Origin of the sequence: Streptomyces sp. NPDC002566 (genome assembly GCF_042889585.1) — a bacterium.
Taxonomy (GTDB): Bacteria; Actinomycetota; Actinomycetes; order Streptomycetales; family Streptomycetaceae; genus Streptomyces.
This window is the reverse complement of sequence record NZ_JBIARD010000005.1, coordinates 233289-249207: the sequence shown is the minus strand read 5'-3', so window position 1 is coordinate 249207 and position 15919 is coordinate 233289. Positions and strand designations below refer to the sequence as shown.

14 protein-coding genes are annotated in these 15919 nt (G+C 72.8%); 6 read left to right on the top strand and 8 right to left on the bottom strand.

Features of this window, described 5'->3' with window-relative positions; all coding sequences use genetic code 11:
* Positions 1-66 precede the first annotated feature (66 nt).
* Positions 67-684, top strand: a complete 618-nt coding sequence (locus ACFYXA_RS22680; RefSeq protein WP_352246485.1) for a LysE family translocator — start codon at positions 67-69, stop codon at positions 682-684.
* A gap of 6 nt (positions 685-690) precedes the next feature.
* On the opposite strand, the gene ACFYXA_RS22675 is transcribed toward ACFYXA_RS22680, so the two are convergent.
* Complete coding sequence (locus tag ACFYXA_RS22675; protein ID WP_389035569.1) at positions 691-1188, bottom strand: nitroreductase/quinone reductase family protein; 498 nt, start codon at positions 1186-1188, stop codon at positions 691-693.
* On the bottom strand, positions 1185-2405 hold the full coding sequence (locus ACFYXA_RS22670; protein ID WP_389035566.1) for an acyl-CoA dehydrogenase family protein: 1221 nt from the start codon (positions 2403-2405) through the stop codon (positions 1185-1187). Before ACFYXA_RS22670 ends, ACFYXA_RS22675 begins: the two co-directional genes overlap by 4 nt.
* Before the next feature lie 150 nt (positions 2406-2555).
* Between ACFYXA_RS22670 and ACFYXA_RS22665 the strand changes: the two genes are divergently transcribed.
* The 3 genes from ACFYXA_RS22665 (at position 2556) to ACFYXA_RS22655 (ending at position 7827) form a co-directional block, all read left to right on the top strand.
* Positions 2556-3731 (top strand): acetyl-CoA acetyltransferase, encoded by a 1176-nt coding sequence (locus ACFYXA_RS22665; protein WP_389035563.1) that lies wholly within the window; start codon positions 2556-2558, stop codon positions 3729-3731.
* Positions 3732-3788: 57 nt separating this feature from the next.
* On the top strand, positions 3789-4487 hold the full coding sequence (locus ACFYXA_RS22660; RefSeq protein ID WP_352246488.1) for a pyridoxal 5'-phosphate synthase: 699 nt from the start codon (positions 3789-3791) through the stop codon (positions 4485-4487).
* A gap of 334 nt (positions 4488-4821) precedes the next feature.
* The gene (locus ACFYXA_RS22655; RefSeq protein WP_389035560.1) at positions 4822-7827 is read left to right on the top strand and encodes a protease pro-enzyme activation domain-containing protein; all 3006 of its coding nucleotides are present in this window, start codon (positions 4822-4824) and stop codon (positions 7825-7827) included.
* Between the two features lie 109 nt (positions 7828-7936).
* Here ACFYXA_RS22655 and ACFYXA_RS22650 read toward each other — a convergent pair whose 3' ends face one another.
* The 6 genes from ACFYXA_RS22650 to ACFYXA_RS22625 form a co-directional block, all read right to left on the bottom strand.
* Positions 7937-8860, bottom strand: coding sequence for an oxidoreductase (locus ACFYXA_RS22650; RefSeq protein ID WP_389035556.1), 924 nt, complete (start codon positions 8858-8860; stop codon positions 7937-7939).
* Positions 8861-9023: 163 nt separating this feature from the next.
* Positions 9024-9713: a class I SAM-dependent methyltransferase gene (locus ACFYXA_RS22645; protein ID WP_389035554.1), complete on the bottom strand. Its 690-nt coding sequence runs from the start codon at positions 9711-9713 to the stop codon at positions 9024-9026.
* A 63-nt stretch (positions 9714-9776) separates the two neighbouring features.
* A complete protein-coding gene (locus tag ACFYXA_RS22640; RefSeq protein WP_389035551.1) occupies positions 9777-10967 on the bottom strand; it encodes a hypothetical protein in 1191 nt (396 codons plus the stop codon).
* A 71-nt stretch (positions 10968-11038) separates the two neighbouring features.
* Positions 11039-11629, bottom strand: a complete 591-nt coding sequence (locus ACFYXA_RS22635; protein WP_352246493.1) for a GNAT family protein — start codon at positions 11627-11629, stop codon at positions 11039-11041.
* A 4-nt stretch (positions 11630-11633) separates the two neighbouring features.
* On the bottom strand, positions 11634-12125 hold the full coding sequence (locus tag ACFYXA_RS22630) for a Zn-ribbon domain-containing OB-fold protein (RefSeq protein WP_389035546.1): 492 nt from the start codon (positions 12123-12125) through the stop codon (positions 11634-11636).
* A 1-nt stretch (position 12126) separates the two neighbouring features.
* Entirely contained in the window at positions 12127-12576 is a 450-nt protein-coding gene (locus ACFYXA_RS22625; RefSeq protein ID WP_389035543.1) for a DoxX family protein, read from the bottom strand.
* A 189-nt stretch (positions 12577-12765) separates the two neighbouring features.
* Here ACFYXA_RS22625 and ACFYXA_RS22620 point away from each other — a divergent pair, with 189 nt between their 5' ends.
* Both ACFYXA_RS22620 and ACFYXA_RS22615 read left to right on the top strand, forming a co-directional pair.
* The gene (locus tag ACFYXA_RS22620; protein WP_352246496.1) at positions 12766-13965 is read left to right on the top strand and encodes an NAD(P)/FAD-dependent oxidoreductase; all 1200 of its coding nucleotides are present in this window, start codon (positions 12766-12768) and stop codon (positions 13963-13965) included.
* Positions 13966-14369: 404 nt separating this feature from the next.
* Positions 14370-15917: an FAD-dependent oxidoreductase gene (locus tag ACFYXA_RS22615; RefSeq protein WP_352246497.1), complete on the top strand. Its 1548-nt coding sequence runs from the start codon at positions 14370-14372 to the stop codon at positions 15915-15917.
* The last annotated feature ends 2 nt before the right edge of the window (positions 15918-15919 follow it).

Sequence of the window (15919 nt, the reverse complement as noted above, 5' to 3'; positions counted from 1 at the left end):
CAAGCACGCGCTTGCTGGGAAAACTCCGGGAACACCTTCGCCCGTATCGGCACTAATGTCCCTTCCATGGACTCGGGAACCCTGCTCTCCTTCCTCCTCGTCGACCTGCTGCTGGTGTGCGTGCCGGGCGCGGACTGGGCGTACGTGATCGCCGCCGGGCTGCGCGGCCGCTCGGTCGCCGCCGCCGTGGGCGGCCTGGTCGGCGGGTACGCCCTGCACACCGCTCTGGCCGCGGCGGGCCTGGCGGTGCTGGTGGCGGGCTCGCCGGCGCTGCTCACCGCGCTGACGGTCGCGGGCGCGGGCTACCTCGTGTGGCTGGGGTGGAGCGTGCTGCGCCGGCCCGCGGTGCCGGAGGCGGGGGAAGCACCCGCGACCGAGGGCGGACGGCGGGTCTTCCTGCGCGGGGCGGCGATCAGCGGCCTGAATCCCAAGGGCCTGCTGCTCTACCTGTCGGTGCTGCCCCAGTTCCTCGTCACCCGGGACGCGGTCCTGCCGGTGCCGGCGCAGACCGCCGCCCTCGGAGTCCTGCACATGGCGTGCTGCGCCGCCGTCTACCTGACGGTGGGCCTCCTGGCCCGCACCCTGCTCGGGGCCCGCCCGGCCGCCGCCCGCGCGGTCACCCGCACCTCGGGGGCGGCGATGCTGGGGATCGGGGCGTTCCTGCTGCTCCAGCATGCCTTCTGAGCGCCCCTACGGGGCTTCCGGGGCCTCCTGGGCGTCTCTGAGGGTGATCCGGAACAGGCGGATCTCGCGTTCCACCCGCGCCTGGTACGTCGCGTAGGGCGGCCAGAACGCCAGCGCCGCCCGCCAGGCCGCCGCCCGCTCCTCGCCCGTCAGCAGGCGGGCCGTCACGGGGAGGTCGGCGCCCTTGAAGCTGATCTCGGCGTCGGGGTGGGCGAGGAGGTTGGCGGTCCAGGCGGGGTGGCCGGGGCGGCCGAAGTTGGAGCCGACCAGCAGCCAGCTCCCGCCGCCCTCCTCGGGCACGCAGGCGAGGGGCGTACGGCGGGGCCGCCCGCTGCGCGCGCCGGTGGCGGTGAGGACGACCCCGGGCAGCATCTGCGCGCTGAGCAGCACCTTTCCCCGGGTGAGCCGGTGGACGGCACGGTCCAGGGCGGGAATGACATGAGGCGCGACCTTGGCGAAGGCCGGGGCCGAGGACATCTTCTGCACGAGGCGTACGCCGATCACGCCGTCACCTCCGGCCGCCCGAAGACGCGGGCCTCGTCGGCGGCGCGGGCGCGCAGCCGGTGCGCCGGGCCGAAGAGCAGGTCGTCGCCCGTGGCCCGCTTGAGGTACAGGTGGGCGTCGTGCTCCCAGGTGAAACCGATTCCGCCGTGCAGCTGGACGGCCTCGGCGGCGGCGGTGCGCTGGGCCTTGAGTGCCTGGGCGAGGGCGAGCCCGCCGACCCGCTCGCCCCGGGGCGTCGCCCAGGCGGCGTAGTAGGCGGCGGAGCGGGCGGCCTGGACCTGGACGTGGACGTCGGCCAGGCGGTGCTGGACGGCCTGGAAGGAGCCGACGGCCCGGCCGAACTGCTCGCGCTGCCCGACGTACTCGACGGTGCGCTCCAGCGCGCGGCCGGCGGCCCCGGCGGCCTCGCAGGCGAGGACGGCGGCAGCCTGGTGGCCGAGCCGCAGAAGGGCTCGCAGCACCTGCTCCCCGTCTTCCTCTCCCAGCAACTCCGCTTCCACGTCACGCAGTTGGACGCGCCCCAGCGGACGGGTCGCGTCCAGCGCGGTCTGCCGGGTGCGGACGAGGCCGGGGGCGTCCCCGGGGACGAGGAAGAGGAGGGTGCGGGAGCGGACGTATCCGCCCGTGCGGGCGGCGACGAGCAGCAGGCCGGCGCTGTGCCCGTCGAGGACCTGCGCCGCCTCCCCGTACAGCCGCCAACCCGCGCCGCCGTCCCGCCCACCGCCGTCCCGCCCGCCTGCCGTCCGGCGGGCCTGGACGCCGCCCGCGCGTCCGCCGCCCGCCCAGTCGCCGTCGTTGCCGCCGGTCAGCCCGAGGGCGGTGGCCAGGGCGGGGCCGGGGACGGCGAGGGCGGCGGTGAGGTCGCCGGAGGCGAGACGCGGGAGGAGGGCGGCCCGCTGGGCGTCGTCGCCGAGGGCGAAGACCAGCGGGGCGGTGAGGACGGAGGTGGCGAGGAGCGGGGAGGGGGCGAGGGCGCGGCCGGTCTCCTCGCAGGCGAGCGCGAGGTCGGTGACCGGGCAGCCGACGCCGCCGTACTCCTCCGGGAGGGCGAGGCCGGGCAGGCCGAGCTGGTCGGCGAGGGCGGCCCACAGGGCGGGGTCGTGGCCGGCGGGGGCGTCGAGGGCGGCGCGCAGTTCGTGGGGGCCGCAGCGTTTGCAGAGCAGTTCCCGCAGGGTGCGGCGGATCTCGTCCTGTTCGGCGGTGAAGCCGGGGTCCATGGGCGGCACTCCCCTCCGGAACGCCCGCTCCGGACGCCCCTGTCCGGACCGCTCCGGATTTGACGGAGCGTCATATTAGGGCGGGCGACCGGGGATGCCCAGAGCGACGACGCCTGCCCGGGCGTACGTTTCTGATGTACCGTCAGATTCATGGTGACCGTCAGCTCTCGCAGGGTCGCCGTGGTCGGCGCGGCCCTCTCCGACTGCGGCCGGGTGGACGACGCGACCCCCTACGCCCTGCACGCCCAGGCGGCCCGCCGCGCGCTCGCGGACGCGGGACTGGACCGCGCCCACGTCGACGGCTTCGCCTCCGCGGGCCTCGGCGCCCTCGCGCCCGTCGAGGTGGCCGACTACCTGGGCCTGCGGCCCACCTGGGTCGACTCCACCTCCGTCGGCGGCTCCACCTGGGAGGTCATGGCCTCCCACGCCGCCGACGCGATCGCGGCCGGGCACGCGAACGCCGTCCTGCTCGCCTACGGCTCCACCGCCCGCGCCGACATCCGGGCGGGCCGGCGGACCGGCACGTTCGCGTTCGGCGCCCGCGGCCCGCTCCAGTTCGAAGTCCCCTACGGCCACACCCTGATCGCCAAGTACGCGATGGCCGCGCGCCGCCACATGCTCGAACACGGCACGACCATCGAGCAGTTGGCCGAGGTCGCCGTCCAGGCCCGCGCCAACGCGGCCCTCAACCCCGACGCGATGTTCCGCACGCCGGTCACCGTGGACGACGTCCTGTCGGGCCCGATGATCGCCGACCCGTTCACCAAGCTGCACTGCTGTCTGCGCTCCGACGGGGGCGCGGCGGTCCTGCTGGCCGCCGAGGAGTACGTACGGGACTGCCGCACCGCCCCCGTCTGGATCCTCGGCGCCGGCGAGCACGTCTCGCACGCGAGCATGACGGAGTGGGACGACTTCACCGTCTCGCCGGCGGCGGTCAGCGGGCGTCTTGCCTTCGGGCGGGCCGGGGTGGGGCCGGCGGAGATGGACTTCGCGCAGATCTACGACGCGTTCACCTACATGACGCTGGTGACCCTGGAGGACCTCGGTTTCTGCGGGAAGGGCGAGGGCGGGGCGTTCGTGGAGAAGGGCCGGCTCAGGGTCGAGGGCGGGGAGCTGCCGGTCAACACCGACGGGGGCGGCCTGTCGGCCCAGCACCCGGGGATGCGCGGTCTGCTCCTGCTGGTGGAGGCGGTACGGCAGCTGCGCGGCGAGGCGGGGGCGCGGCAGGTGCGCGGGCGGGACGGCGGCCTGCCCCGCCTGGGCGTGGCCTCGGGGACCGGCGGATGGTTCTGCTCCTCGGGGACGGTGGTCCTGGGCCGGGAGTGAGAGCCGTCCCGGCCCGGACGCGCCCCCCTACGGGAGCGCGCGGGCGATACTCGCGGCATGGCAACGGATCTTCACGAGCTGCTGAGGTCGCTGCGGGTGTGGGACCCGGAGGTGACCGAGCTGCCGCCCTTCGACCCCGGGGCGGCGCCCGCCGATCCGCTCACGCTGTTCACGGCGTGGTTCGGCGAGGTCGCGGCGGCGGGCGAGCGGGAGCCGCACACGATGACCCTCTCGACCGCCGACGAGGAGGGGCTGCCGGACGCCCGGATCGTCATGCTGCACGGCGCCGACGCCTCCGGCTGGTCCTTCGCCAGCCACGCGACGAGCAGGAAGGGCCGCTCCCTCGCCGCCCGCCCCTACGCGGCGCTCACCTTCTACTGGCCCGTCCTGGGCCGCCAGGTCCGGCTGCGCGGCCCGGTCGCGGCGTCGCCGTCCGCCGAGTCCCAGGCGGATCTGCACGCCCGCTCGACCGGTGCGCTGGCCGCCGCGCTGACGGGCCGGCAGAGCGAGGTCCTGGCGTCGCCCGAGGAGCTGGCCAGGGAGTCGGAGGCGGCCTGGGAGCGGGCCCGCCGTGAGCCGGACGCCCCCTCGCCGACCTGGACGCTGTACCGGCTGCGGCCCGAGGAGGCGGAGTTCTTCCAGGGGGACGCGCGTCGGCGGCACCTGCGGCTCAGGTACCGGCGGGAGGGCGCGGCCCAGGAGAGTGACACGGGCCGGGGGGACGTGCCCTGGGTCAGGGAACTGCTGTGGCCTTGACCACAAGAGACGATCAATGTCCACGGATGTTCCAATTTGTCTGATCACGGTCAGATAAAAACCACTCCCCGCTCGTAGCGGTCGCCCTGACGACGCGTAAAGATTCACTTCTGGCTGTCGTCCGCCGCGTGGGAGCGGTGACACCGCCGGGGGGGCTCACGTAGGTCGTCCTGTCCGGGCTCATCGTGCCCGGACCCAGTGAACCGGCTCTTCACGCTTTCGCCGTGCCCGCGTGCGCGCAGTTCCGCGCGCACGTCCGCACGGACGCGCCCCTTCCGCGGTCTCACCCGCCCGCGCCCTGACCGGGCGACAGGGACCGCGAGAAGGAGTGTGCATGGGCCGAACCGCCCGTGAGAAGGCGTTCAGGTGGAGTGCGGCGACCGTCGCCGCCCTGGCCGTGACCGCGACCATGACCCCGTTGTCGTACGCGACCACGAACGACGAGCCGGCCCCGCAGCGGGTCGGTTCCGCGCCGAAGATCCCGCAGGGCGCCGTCCGCGCGGCGGACCCGGCGGCCGGGGAGTCGCTCGACCTGAGCGTCGTCCTGGAGCCCCGTGACCCGGCGGCGCTGAGCCGTTTCGTCGCCGAGGTGTCCGACCCGAAGTCGCCGAACTACCGCCGCTACCTCGGCACGGGTGAGTTCGCGAAGGTCTTCGGCGCGCTGCCGCAGACCGTCGAGAAGGTCCGCGCCGAGCTGGAGGACAAGGGCCTCACGGTCGGCGAGCTGGGCTCCGACGGGCTCACCCTGCCCGTGCGCACGACGGTCGCAGAGGCGTCCAAGGCCTTCTCCACCGAGTTCGACGGCTACAAGCTGAAGGACGGCGACACCGGCCTCACCAACACCCGCGCCCCGCAGTTCGACGGCGCGGTCGCGGACGACGTCCGCGGTGTGGTCGGTCTGAGCACGCTCGCCTCGTACGAGCCGCGCAACACCGGCGCGAAGAGCGCGGCCCGCAAGCAGCGGACCGCGGTGACGAGCGACGGCGCCCGTCAGTCCCGGCTGACCGGCACCACGCCGACGATGTGCACGTCCATCAGGGACCTGTACGCGTCGACCGACGGCGGCTCCCAGCCGGCCTACGACAAGCAGGACTACTGGAGCGCCAAGTCGCTGGCCTCGGCCTACAACATGGCGGACCAGCCCAACGTGCAGACGGGCACCACCATCGCCGTCTACTCGCTGGAGAACTACGACCTGCGGGACATCAACAGCTACCAGGCGTGCCACGGCACGAAGGTCCCGGTCAGCTCGGTGCGGGTCAACGGCGGGCCCTCGGATCCGGTGGACATGGACCTCGGCATCGGCCTGGAGACGGCGCTGGACGTCGAGACCATCGTCGGTCTCGCCCCGCAGTCGAAGATCCTCGTCTACCAAGGCGAGAACACCTGGGACCAGGGCACCGAGACCTTCCGCCGGATCGTCAACGAGAACCGCGCGAAGGTCGTCTCGGTCAGCTGGGGCAGCTGTGAGCTGAACACCCCGAACGAGGTCCTCGACGCCGAGAACCTGATCTTCCAGCAGGCGGCCGCCCAGGGTCAGACCGTCGTCGCCGCCTCCGGCGACAGCGGCTCCACCGGCTGTTACGTGCCCGACTACGCCGCGCCGAACGCGAACCAACTGGTCACCGACAACCCGGCCAGCTCGCCGTACGTCCTCGGCGTCGGCGGCACCACCATGCGGACCGCGGTCACCAACCAGACCACCTGGAACGGCTCCGGCGGCGGTGTCTCCCGGCGCATCCAGCTGGCGAACGACGGCTTCCAGAACCGCACCGGCGCCGGCTACAGCAACGCCTGCGGCGCCGGTGACGGCAAGGTCTGCCGCCAGGTGCCGGACGTCTCCGGCGTCGGCGACCCGGCCACCGGCTACCCGGTCGCCTTCGGTCACGACAGCAACGGCACCCAGTACTGGAACATCATCGGCGGCACCAGCGGCGCCGCCCCGGTGTGGGCCGCGCTCATGGCGCAGGCCGACCAGGACCTCGCCTGCCAGGCCAACGGCTCGGTCGGCTACGTCCACTCCGCGCTGTACCAGCTCCCGGGCACCGCGTTCCGTGACGTCACCACCGGCAACAACAACGTGACGGCGTCCGGCAACTTCAGCGGTTCATACCAGGCCGGCACCGGCTACGACCTCGCGACCGGCCTCGGCTCCCCGAACGGCCGCGAGATCGTCAAGGGTCTGTGCCAGGCCGTCCCGGCCTCCCCGGCCAGCACGTTCAACGCGCTGACCCCGGCCCGTGTCCTCGACACCCGCTACGGCATCGGCCGCGCCGGCACCAACCCGGTCGCCGCGAACGGCACCGTCAAGCTGAAGGTGGCGGGCGTCGGCGGCGTCCCGGCGACCGGCGTCACCGCCGTCGTCGTCAACGTCACGGCCGTCTCGCCGACCGCGTCCGGTTTCCTCATCGCCTACCCGAGCGGCACCACCCGCCCGTCCTCGTCCAACATGAACTGGCTGAAGGGCCAGATCGTCCCGAACCTGGTGACCGTCCCGGTCGGCAAGGACGGCTCGATCGACCTCTTCAACGCCGGCGGCGGCACCACGCACTTCATCGCCGACGTGTCCGGTTACTACTCCACCGAGGCCGGCGGCGGCACCTACCTGGCCAAGGGCCCGGCCCGGATCCTCGACACCCGTAACGCCATCGGCGTCCCGGGCAAGACCCCGGTCGCCGGCAAGGGCACGGTGTCTCTCCAGGTCGCGGGCGCCGGCGGCGTGCCGGCCTCGGGCGCCACCGCCGTGGTCCTCAACGTCACGGCGACCGCGCCGACCTCGACCGGTCACCTGATCGCGTACCCGAGCGGTGCGACCCAGCCGACCGCGTCGAACATCAACTGGCTCAAGGGCCAGACCCGTCCGAACATGGTCGTCCTGCCCATCGGCCCCGACGGCAAGGTGAACCTGTACAACGCCGGCACCGGCACCGTGCACTTCATCGCGGACGTCTTCGGCTACTTCTCGTCCGCGGCGGAGGGCTCGTCCTTCCACACCGCGGGCCCGAGCCGACTGCTCGACACCCGGTACGCCCTCGGCACGGCCCGCAACACGCCGATTCCCGGCGGCACCAACCTGGTGCTGAACATCAACGACGGCCACACCCTGGCGAACGCCAAGGCCGTGGTCCTCAACGTGACCGTCACCGCCCCGACGTCCAACGGCTTCCTGACCGTCTGGCCCGACGGAACCACCCTGCCGAACGCGTCCAACCTCAACTGGACCGCCGGCCAGACCGTGGCCAACCTGGTGACCGTGCCGGTCGTCAACGGAAAGATCGACTTCCGCCCCAACGCCGGCAACGCCCACGTGATCGCGGACCTGTTCGGCTACTACCTCTGACCGACGGCCCGCAACACCCCTCTCACAGCCCCCGCCCCCGCCGCTCACATCAGCGGCGGGGGCGGGGTCGTTCGTGCGGCGGACGGGGCGACGAGGGCGATCGCGGTGATCACCCGTGGGTTGGCGACGAAGTCGCAGTGGCGCTCGTCTTGTCGAGGAGCGTCAGCTCCTCCTCGGTCAGGCGCAGGCTTCCGGCGGCGATGTTCTGCGCCAGGTGTACCGGGTTCTTGGTGCCGGGAATGGCCAGCACGTGCGGACCGCGGTGAAGGGTCCAGGCGAGCCGCACCTGGGCCGGCGTCGCATCGTGGGCGCGGGCAACGGACTGAACGTGTGCGTCCTGTTCCCGGCTTGCGGCTGCCTCGCGCCGCAGGCCGGAGACCGCGAAGAACGGGACGAAGGCGATGCCCTGCTCCCCGCACAGGTCCACCAGCCCGCTCTCGTCGGCGTGGCGCCAGTCCAGGCCGTAGGAGTTCTGCACGCAGACCACGGGCGCGATCCCCTGGGCCTCAGTCACGTGCTCGGGCAGGACACCCGAGAGACCCAGGTGCCGGATGAGTCCGGCCTCACGCAGTTCGGCGAGAGCGCCGAAGTGCTCGGCGATCGAAGCTGTGCGGGGGCCGCCGATGCGCAGGTTCACCACGTCCAGGCAGTCCCGGCCTAGCTGTCGCAAGTTCTCCTCGACCTGGCCACGCAGCTGGTCGGGGCGGGCTTCGGCGATCCACTCGCCGGAAGGGTCGCGTCCGGGGCCGACCTTGGTCACGACGACCACGTCGCCGCGCCAGGACGCGAGGGCGCGGTTGATGAGTTCGTTCGCGGACCGCAGTGCCGAGAAGTAGAAGGCCGCCGTGTCGATGTGGTTGACGCCCTGCTCGAACGCGCTGTGCAGCAGGGCGACGGCGGCAGCGCGGTCGATCGGCGTGCCGTCGGAGTTCCCCAGCATGCCGTTGCCTGTCAGCCGCATCGCGCCGTAGCCGATGCGATTCACTTCCAGGTCCCCGAGCTTCCAGGTACCTGCTGCCGCCGCTGCGCTCACCGTGCTCCTCAGCCCGTGGGTCCGTCAGGTGCTGAAGTATGGAGCCGTCACGTGTGCCGCGACAGGCCAAAGCGCGCGGCGAAACGTCACATTCCCTTCGGGAACGAATCATCGCCGCGAAGCCGTTGGACTTGTCGAGGAAAGCGTCGGTCGCGGCGGCCTGTCATGTGACGGTGTCGTCGGCTTTCGTAGCCGGTTGTGCCGGCTTTTGGGCCAGGAGGTATGCCTGTTGGCCCTGGCGGGGTTTTTCCTGGGCGTTCGGTTCGCGGATCAGGCGGGCTTCAACTGGCAGTCCGGCCCGGGTCAGCAGGTCGGTGATGTGGTCCGGGGAGACCCAGTAGACGTCCAGGGACAGGTCGTGGCCGTAGGCGTTCTCCAGGTGCCGGAGCCTGTCGCCGGCCTTGAAGGCGAGCAGCAGATGGCCGCCTGGAGCCAGTACGCGGTGGAACTCGGCGAACACCACCGGCAGCAGCTCCGGAGGCGTGTGCACGATCGAGTACCAGGCGATGACGCCGCCGAGACTGCCGTCCGCCAGGTCCAGGTCGGTCATCGATCCTTCGTCGAACCGCAGGTCCGGATGCCTGCGACGGGCGACCACGACCGTCTTCGGGGACAGGTCGATGCCGAACGCGGTCACCCCGAGCGACTGGAGGTGCGCCGTCACATGGCCGGGCCCGCAGCCGAGGTCGGCGACCGGTCCGGCGTCGAGGGACCGCGTGAGCTGGGCGAACGTGCTGATCATCGCGCGGCCGTACAGGTCGCCTTCGAACAGCGGCGGGACGAGCTCGGCGTAGTCGACGGCGACGGTGTCGTAGGCCAGCCGAGTCGCGTGCAGGTAGGTCGGTTCGGTCACGGGTGCAGACCTTAACGCCCCTGAGGATTACATCCGTTGGCCTTCAGCTGTGAGAGGGGAGCGTCACGTGGCGACGCAGTCTCGGATGACCTTTCTTGCCAACAGGCGTCCGGGTGCGGACAGTTCCTCGGCGATCGCGTCCGCCAAGGGGGTGTCGAGTGTGATCGTCGCCGGGTGGGCGTCGGTGTGGGAGAGGCGGGCCAGGCGTTGGGGTTCGGGTACGAGGGCGCAGTCCTCGCCCCGGCGGTGGCCGGGCCGCTCGGCGTCGGTGTGCAGGGGGCCCTCGGGGCCGTCTCCCGTGCGGTGGGGCAGTGCGTGGGCGTGCGCCGCGACCCGGTCCCAGAACTCCCGCTCGGTGCTCGCGCCCTTGCGGTGGCCGAACGTGCGGGCCGTCACCGCCAGCCGGTGCACCTCGGAGCCGACGGCGTCGGCCAGTCGCCGGTCGCGCAGGACGGAGTCCATCGCCCGGGTGGACGCTATCCGGGCGGCGACCTCGTCGGCCTGGAACTCGACGTGCAGCGAGCCGGACCGGGTGAGCCGGGTCAGCAGCCGCGCCGTGCCCCGCACCAGCAGGCCGGGCAACCACATGATCCAGTTCCGGCGTCCTCGGGCGGTGAACAGCCCCGCCCCGACAGCCGTCTCGTCCGCGCGCCGCGAGAGGTCGGACACCGTGAAGACGGGTTCCGACGGTTCCTGGATCCGGGTCAGCTCGGCCCCACCCCTCAAGGCGCCGAAGGCCGTGCCGACCAGGGTGCCGCGCCGGACGTCGGCCGCCGCGAAGTGCCCCAGCTCGTGGGCGACGGCAGCGACACGCTGCTGCGGGGTGAACGTCTGCCAGAGCGGCAGGCCCAACTCCAGGCACGGCCTGCGGCGGACGCCCGTGAGGGAGAGCCGTACGGCGAAGTCCCCGCTGAGCTGAACGATCTCGATGCGCCGCACCCGGGCGGCGTCCGCGATCGAGTCCAGCAAGGCGAACAGGGACGGCGCGTCGTCCCGTCCGAGCGTGGGCAGGTCGGGTCTGGGCCTGCTGAAGCGGGGCCTCACCTGGACGGCGAGCCCGATCATCAACAAGCCGATCAGCGGCTGCACCACGGTGCTCCAGCCGAGAAGGACGAGCAGCAGGCCGCCGATCAGCAGACCCGCCGTACCGACGTGCACCAGCGCGGCCAGGCCGCAAGCGGCCGCCGCCGACCAGCCGATCCGGCGGGCACCAACCGCCTCGGCATCTCTTGAGGACACTTCAAGCTCACGCATCGCGCTTCCCCCCTGATGACAACGCGTCGATCACAGAGTGCCCCGATCAACATCAGGAACGTATAAGGGAATTACTCCGGGTCGGTCGACAGGCGGCCGTGGCGGTGGACGTCGCGCCAGGCGTCCCTGCGGCCCGCCTCCCACATCGCCCCGCGCAGGGTCCCCTCGTACCGGAAGCCGCACCGCTCAGCGACCCGGCAGGACGCCTCGTGCCCTACGGCATGACCCAACTCCAGTCGGTGCAGGCCGAGTTCCCCGAACGCCCAGCTCGCCATCAGCCGCAGGGAACGGGTGGCCACCTGGCGGCCTCGCGCCTCGGGCAGCACCCAGTAGCCGACGTTGGCGACGCTCTGCACGATGTCGAGGGAGTTCAGCCCGATCTGCCCGAGGACCGTCCCGTCACCGGCGTCCGTGACGCAGAAGGCCGCGCTGGTCCCGGCCACCGCCTGGGCGGCCTTCGAGCGCAGCGACTTCCGGGCGTCCCCGGCGTCCGTGATGTCCCGCAGCGGTGTGTTCCAGCGCAGGAACTCGGGGTCCTGGTGGCCGCGCAGCCAGGCGTCCACGTCGGCCTCGGCGTCCGGGTCCCAGGCGCGCAGGAGGAGGCCGTGACCATGGAGGCCGGATGCGGGCAGGACGGAGTGCGGCACGCGTATCTCGGTCATCCGGTCATTGAACACCGGGAGCACCCGGAGCCCCCGCAGGCCCGTCCGGGGTTCCCGCTCGACCGTCCGCGCCAGGGCCGCCACCGGCGTCCGCACCGGCGTCCGTACGGCGGAACACCGGCACGCCCGCCCGGAACGTCACCTCCAGCTCCGCCCCGGCGGACAGCTCCCCCGGGCCGACGATCTCCGTGGCCATCCGCGGCCCCTCCGCCAGATCGACCACCGCCACGACGTACGGCGTCCGCTCCCCGAACGGCGGCAGGTCGTTGCGGTGGACGACGGACCAGGTGTAGAGGGTCGCCCGGCCGCTCGCGTCCTCCCAGCTCACGTCGTCGCTCCAGCAGTACGGGCAGAACTCCCGCGGGTAGTGGTGAGCCCGCGCGCAGGCCGCACAGCGCCGGATCAGCAGCCGGCCCCGCGCCGCCGCGTCCCAGTACGCGCGCGTGAAGGCGTCGGCGTCGGGGACGTCGTACCGGCCCTCGGCCGCCGCGCCCATCTCAGAACCACCCCAGCGCGCTGTCCAGCGACCACGTCTGCCACGCCATCGCGAACAGCGCCACCGCCGAGATCAGCGCCATCATCGCGTTCTGCCCCTGCTCCGCCCAGTCGTGGACCATGAGGGTGAAGTAGAGGAGGTTGAGCAGCAGCCCGCCCGCCAGTGCGACCGGGGTCAGGAAACCGACGACGAGACCGAGCCCGAGCGCCAGTTCCGCGTAGACGACCACGTAAGCCATCGCCCGCGGCCTCGGGGCCACCACCCTCTGGAAGCCCGACCGTACGGCGCTCCAGCGATGCCGGGCCGCGACGTCCGCCGCCCACGCGATGCCCGTGCCGCGCTCGAACCAGCCCTTTTTGTCCTTGTGCCGCCAGCTCTCCAGCCACCACAGGCCGAGCCCGATCCGCAGCACGGCCAGCCATTGCGCACCGGTGAGCCAGATCGTGTCCATGAATCTGACGGTACGTCAGTTCAGGAGGGCGGGGAAGGCCGCCGAAGCGCCCGCGTCACCACGTCACGTCCATGAACGGACGCCCGCGGCACACGCTTCGCGCAGACCTCCCCCAAGCGTGATCGATCCGCAACCAATTCCGGTCTTGACCGAGACCCATCAACGTTTTACGTGATTACGCTCCCGCTCATGGCCGACTCCGCACCACTCGAGCACACCACCGCAAACGCTTCCGGCGGCGATTCCGGGAACCCCGCCGAGCGCCCCGTCTACGTCATCGGCGGCGGCCCCGGCGGGCTCGCCGCCGCGTACGAGCTGCGGACGCGGGGGATACGCGCGGTCGTCGTGGAGAAGGCGGACCGGGTCGGCACGTCCTGGCGCCGGCACTACGACCGGCTGCATCTGCACACCACCCGGCGGCTGTCGGCGCTGCCCGGCCTCACGATGCCGCGCCGCTTCGGACGCTGGGTCGCCCGGGACGACGTGGTGCGGTACCTGGAGAAGTACGCCGAACACCACGACCTGGAGCTCGTCACCGGCGTCGAGGTCTCCCGCGTCGAGCGCTCCCCCGACGGGACCGGCTGGCTGCTGCGCGCCTCCGGCGGACGCGAGCTGACCGGGGCGGCGGTCGTCGTCGCCACCGGCTACAACCACACCCCGTCGCTGCCCGACTGGCCCGGCCTCGAGGACTACCCCGGCGAGCTCGTCCACGCGTCCGCCTACCGCGACGGCGCCCCGTACGCCGGCCGGGACGTCCTCGTCGTCGGCGTCGGCAACACGGGCGCCGAGATCGCCGTCGACCTCGTGGAGCGCGGCGCGGCGCGGGTGCGGCTGGCCGTGCGGACCGTCCCGCACATCGTGCGCCGGTCCACCGCCGGCTGGGCCGCCCAGTACAGCGGCATCCTCGTGCGCCGGCTGCCGGTGGGGCTGGTGGACCGGCTCTGCCGGGTGATGGCGAAGGCGAGCGTCCCGGACCTGTCGGCGCACGGGCTGCCGCGTCCCGACACCGGGCTCTACACCCGGGCCAGGCAGGGGGCGATCCCGGTGCAGGACGTCGGCCTGATCGACGCGGTGCGCGCCGGGAAGGTGGAGATCGTGGCCGCCGTGGAGGGCTTCGAGGACGGCAAGGTCGTCCTCGCCGACGGCTCCCGCGTCGAGGCGGACGCCGTCATCGCCGCGACCGGGTACGAGCGCGCGCTGGAGGATCTGGTGGGGCACCTCGGCGTGCTCGACGAGCAGGGCCGCCCGCTCGCCCACGGCGGCCGCGCCCCGAAGGACGCGCCGGGCCTGTACTTCACCGGCTTCACCACCCCGATCAGCGGCACCCTGCGCGAACTCGGCCTGGACGCAGAACGAATAGCGAAGGCGATACGCCGCCAACTCGGCTGACCGGGACGCCCGGGTCGACCGTCGCCCGGCTCACCGCGCCACCTGGCTCGACCGTCGGTCCGGCCGCGGCTGACCGCGCCGACCTGGGCCGCCCCCGCGGCTTGGCAGGCCGCGCCGTCCCCTCGGCAGGCCCCGCCCACCCAGTCGACCGCCACCCCAACCGCGCCCACCGCCCCGACTGACCCGCCACCCCGACCGACCCGGCATCACGGCCGGCTCCGCCGCCTCGGCCGACCCCACCCCCAGCCGACCGCCCCCACCCCACCACCCCCAACTCCATTGCCATAGCTGCCCGTTACAGATGACTTCGGTGTGCCCGGAGCGTTGTCCCGTGCCTTTGTGCGGAGCCAGAATGTGAGGCCTGTTCACCTTTCCGGGCACCACCCCCTCGACGGAGGCCGCACGTGGCAAGTGAAAGACAGCTCTCCCCCGGTTCCGGCGCAGCCCTCTCCCGCCGCTCCCTGCTCGGCCGCACCGCCGCTGTGGCCGCGGGAGCCACCGCCGGCGCGACCGCTCTCACCGCGACCGCCGCCGGCACGGCGACCGCGGCCGGCGCCGGGACCTCCGCGACCGCGCGGGACGTGGACGTCGCGATCGTCGGCGCAGGTCTCGCCGGCCTCACCGCGGCACGCGATCTCGTGGCGGCGGGGAAGAAGGTCGTCGTCCTGGAGGCCCGTGACCGCGTCGGCGGCCGGGTGACGGGCCTGCCGCTGGCGGGCGGCGGGGTCACCGAGGGGGGCGGTGAGTTCATCGGCCCGACCCAGGACCGTGTGAAGGCGCTCGCCGACTCCCTCGGCGTGGCCACCTTCCCCACCTACAACAGCGGCAAGAACCTCCTCTACAAGGACGGCAAGAGAACCCCGTACGCCACCGACGGACTGCTCGGATCGGTCCCGCCGATCGACGCGGCCGGGCTCGCCAACGCCGCGATCGTGCAGGCCAGCCTGGACGACCTGGCCAAGCAGGTACCGGTCGACGCGCCCTGGACCGCCGCGAAGGCCGCGGAGTGGGACCGGCAGACCTTCGAGACCTGGCTGCGCGCCAACGCGGTGGTCCCGTCGGCGAAGTTCCTCCTCGACGTGGCCTGCACCTCGATCTTCTCGGCCGAGCCCCGCGAACTGTCTTTCCTGTTCGTCCTCTTCTACATCGCGGCCGCCGGCAACCCCTCCACCCCGGGCACCCTGGAACGCCTCACCGAGACCGCGAACGGCGCCCAGGAGCTGCGCTTCGTCGGCGGCTCCCAGCTGCTGCCGGTCAAGCTCGCCGCCACACTCGGCGACCGGGTGGTGCTGAACGCCCCGGTGCGCTCCATCTCCCGCTCCGGCAGCCGGTACGTGGTGAGCGCGAACGGCACGACGGTCACCGCCGACCGTGTCGTCGTCGCCCTGCCCCCGCCCCTCGCGGCCCGCATCTCCTACGACCCCCTCCTGCCGGCCGCCCGCGACCAGCTCACCCAGCGCATGCCGATGGCCTCCGTCGGCAAGGCCATCGCGATCTACGACACCCCCTTCTGGCGGGCCGACGGCCTCAACGGCCAGGTCGTCAGCGACACCGGCGTGATCAGCTCCACCTTCGACAACTCCCCGCCCGACGCCTCCTACGGCGCGCTGATGGGCTTCATCGAGGCCGACAAGGCACGGGCCCTGGACGCGGCGAGCGAGGCGGAGGTCAGGGCGGCGGTGCTGAAGGACTACACGACGTACTTCGGCGAGAAGGCCGCCCACCCGACCTCCTTCGTGCTTCAGCGCTGGAACAACGAGGGCTACACCCGGGGCGGCCCCGTCTCCATCGCCCCGCCCGGCGTGCTCACCCAATACGGCCCCGCCTTGCGCGCCCCCGTCGGCGGCATCCACTGGGCCGGCACCGAGACGTCCACCCACTGGATGGGCTTCATGGACGGAGCGGTGCGCTCGGGCGAGCGGGTGGCCCGGGAGGTGCTCGCGGCGCTGTGACG

Bases quoted from the DNA above. Each gene is read 5' to 3' on its own strand.
- ACFYXA_RS22620 (WP_352246496.1), top strand. From the start codon at position 12,766: ATGGCCGACTCCGCACCACTCGAGCACACCACCGCAAACGCTTCCGGC.
- ACFYXA_RS22655 (WP_389035560.1), top strand. From the start codon at position 4,822: ATGGGCCGAACCGCCCGTGAGAAGGCGTTCAGGTGGAGTGCGGCGACC.
- ACFYXA_RS22660 (WP_352246488.1), top strand. From the start codon at position 3,789: ATGGCAACGGATCTTCACGAGCTGCTGAGGTCGCTGCGGGTGTGGGAC.
- ACFYXA_RS22640 (WP_389035551.1), bottom strand. From the start codon at position 10,967: ATGCGTGAGCTTGAAGTGTCCTCAAGAGATGCCGAGGCGGTTGGTGCC.
- ACFYXA_RS22630 (WP_389035546.1), bottom strand. From the start codon at position 12,125: ATGGGCGCGGCGGCCGAGGGCCGGTACGACGTCCCCGACGCCGACGCC.
- ACFYXA_RS22665 (WP_389035563.1), top strand. From the start codon at position 2,556: ATGGTGACCGTCAGCTCTCGCAGGGTCGCCGTGGTCGGCGCGGCCCTC.
- ACFYXA_RS22625 (WP_389035543.1), bottom strand. From the start codon at position 12,576: ATGGACACGATCTGGCTCACCGGTGCGCAATGGCTGGCCGTGCTGCGG.
- ACFYXA_RS22635 (WP_352246493.1), bottom strand. From the start codon at position 11,629: ATGACCGAGATACGCGTGCCGCACTCCGTCCTGCCCGCATCCGGCCTC.
- ACFYXA_RS22680 (WP_352246485.1), top strand. From the start codon at position 67: ATGGACTCGGGAACCCTGCTCTCCTTCCTCCTCGTCGACCTGCTGCTG.
- ACFYXA_RS22670 (WP_389035566.1), bottom strand. From the start codon at position 2,405: ATGGACCCCGGCTTCACCGCCGAACAGGACGAGATCCGCCGCACCCTG.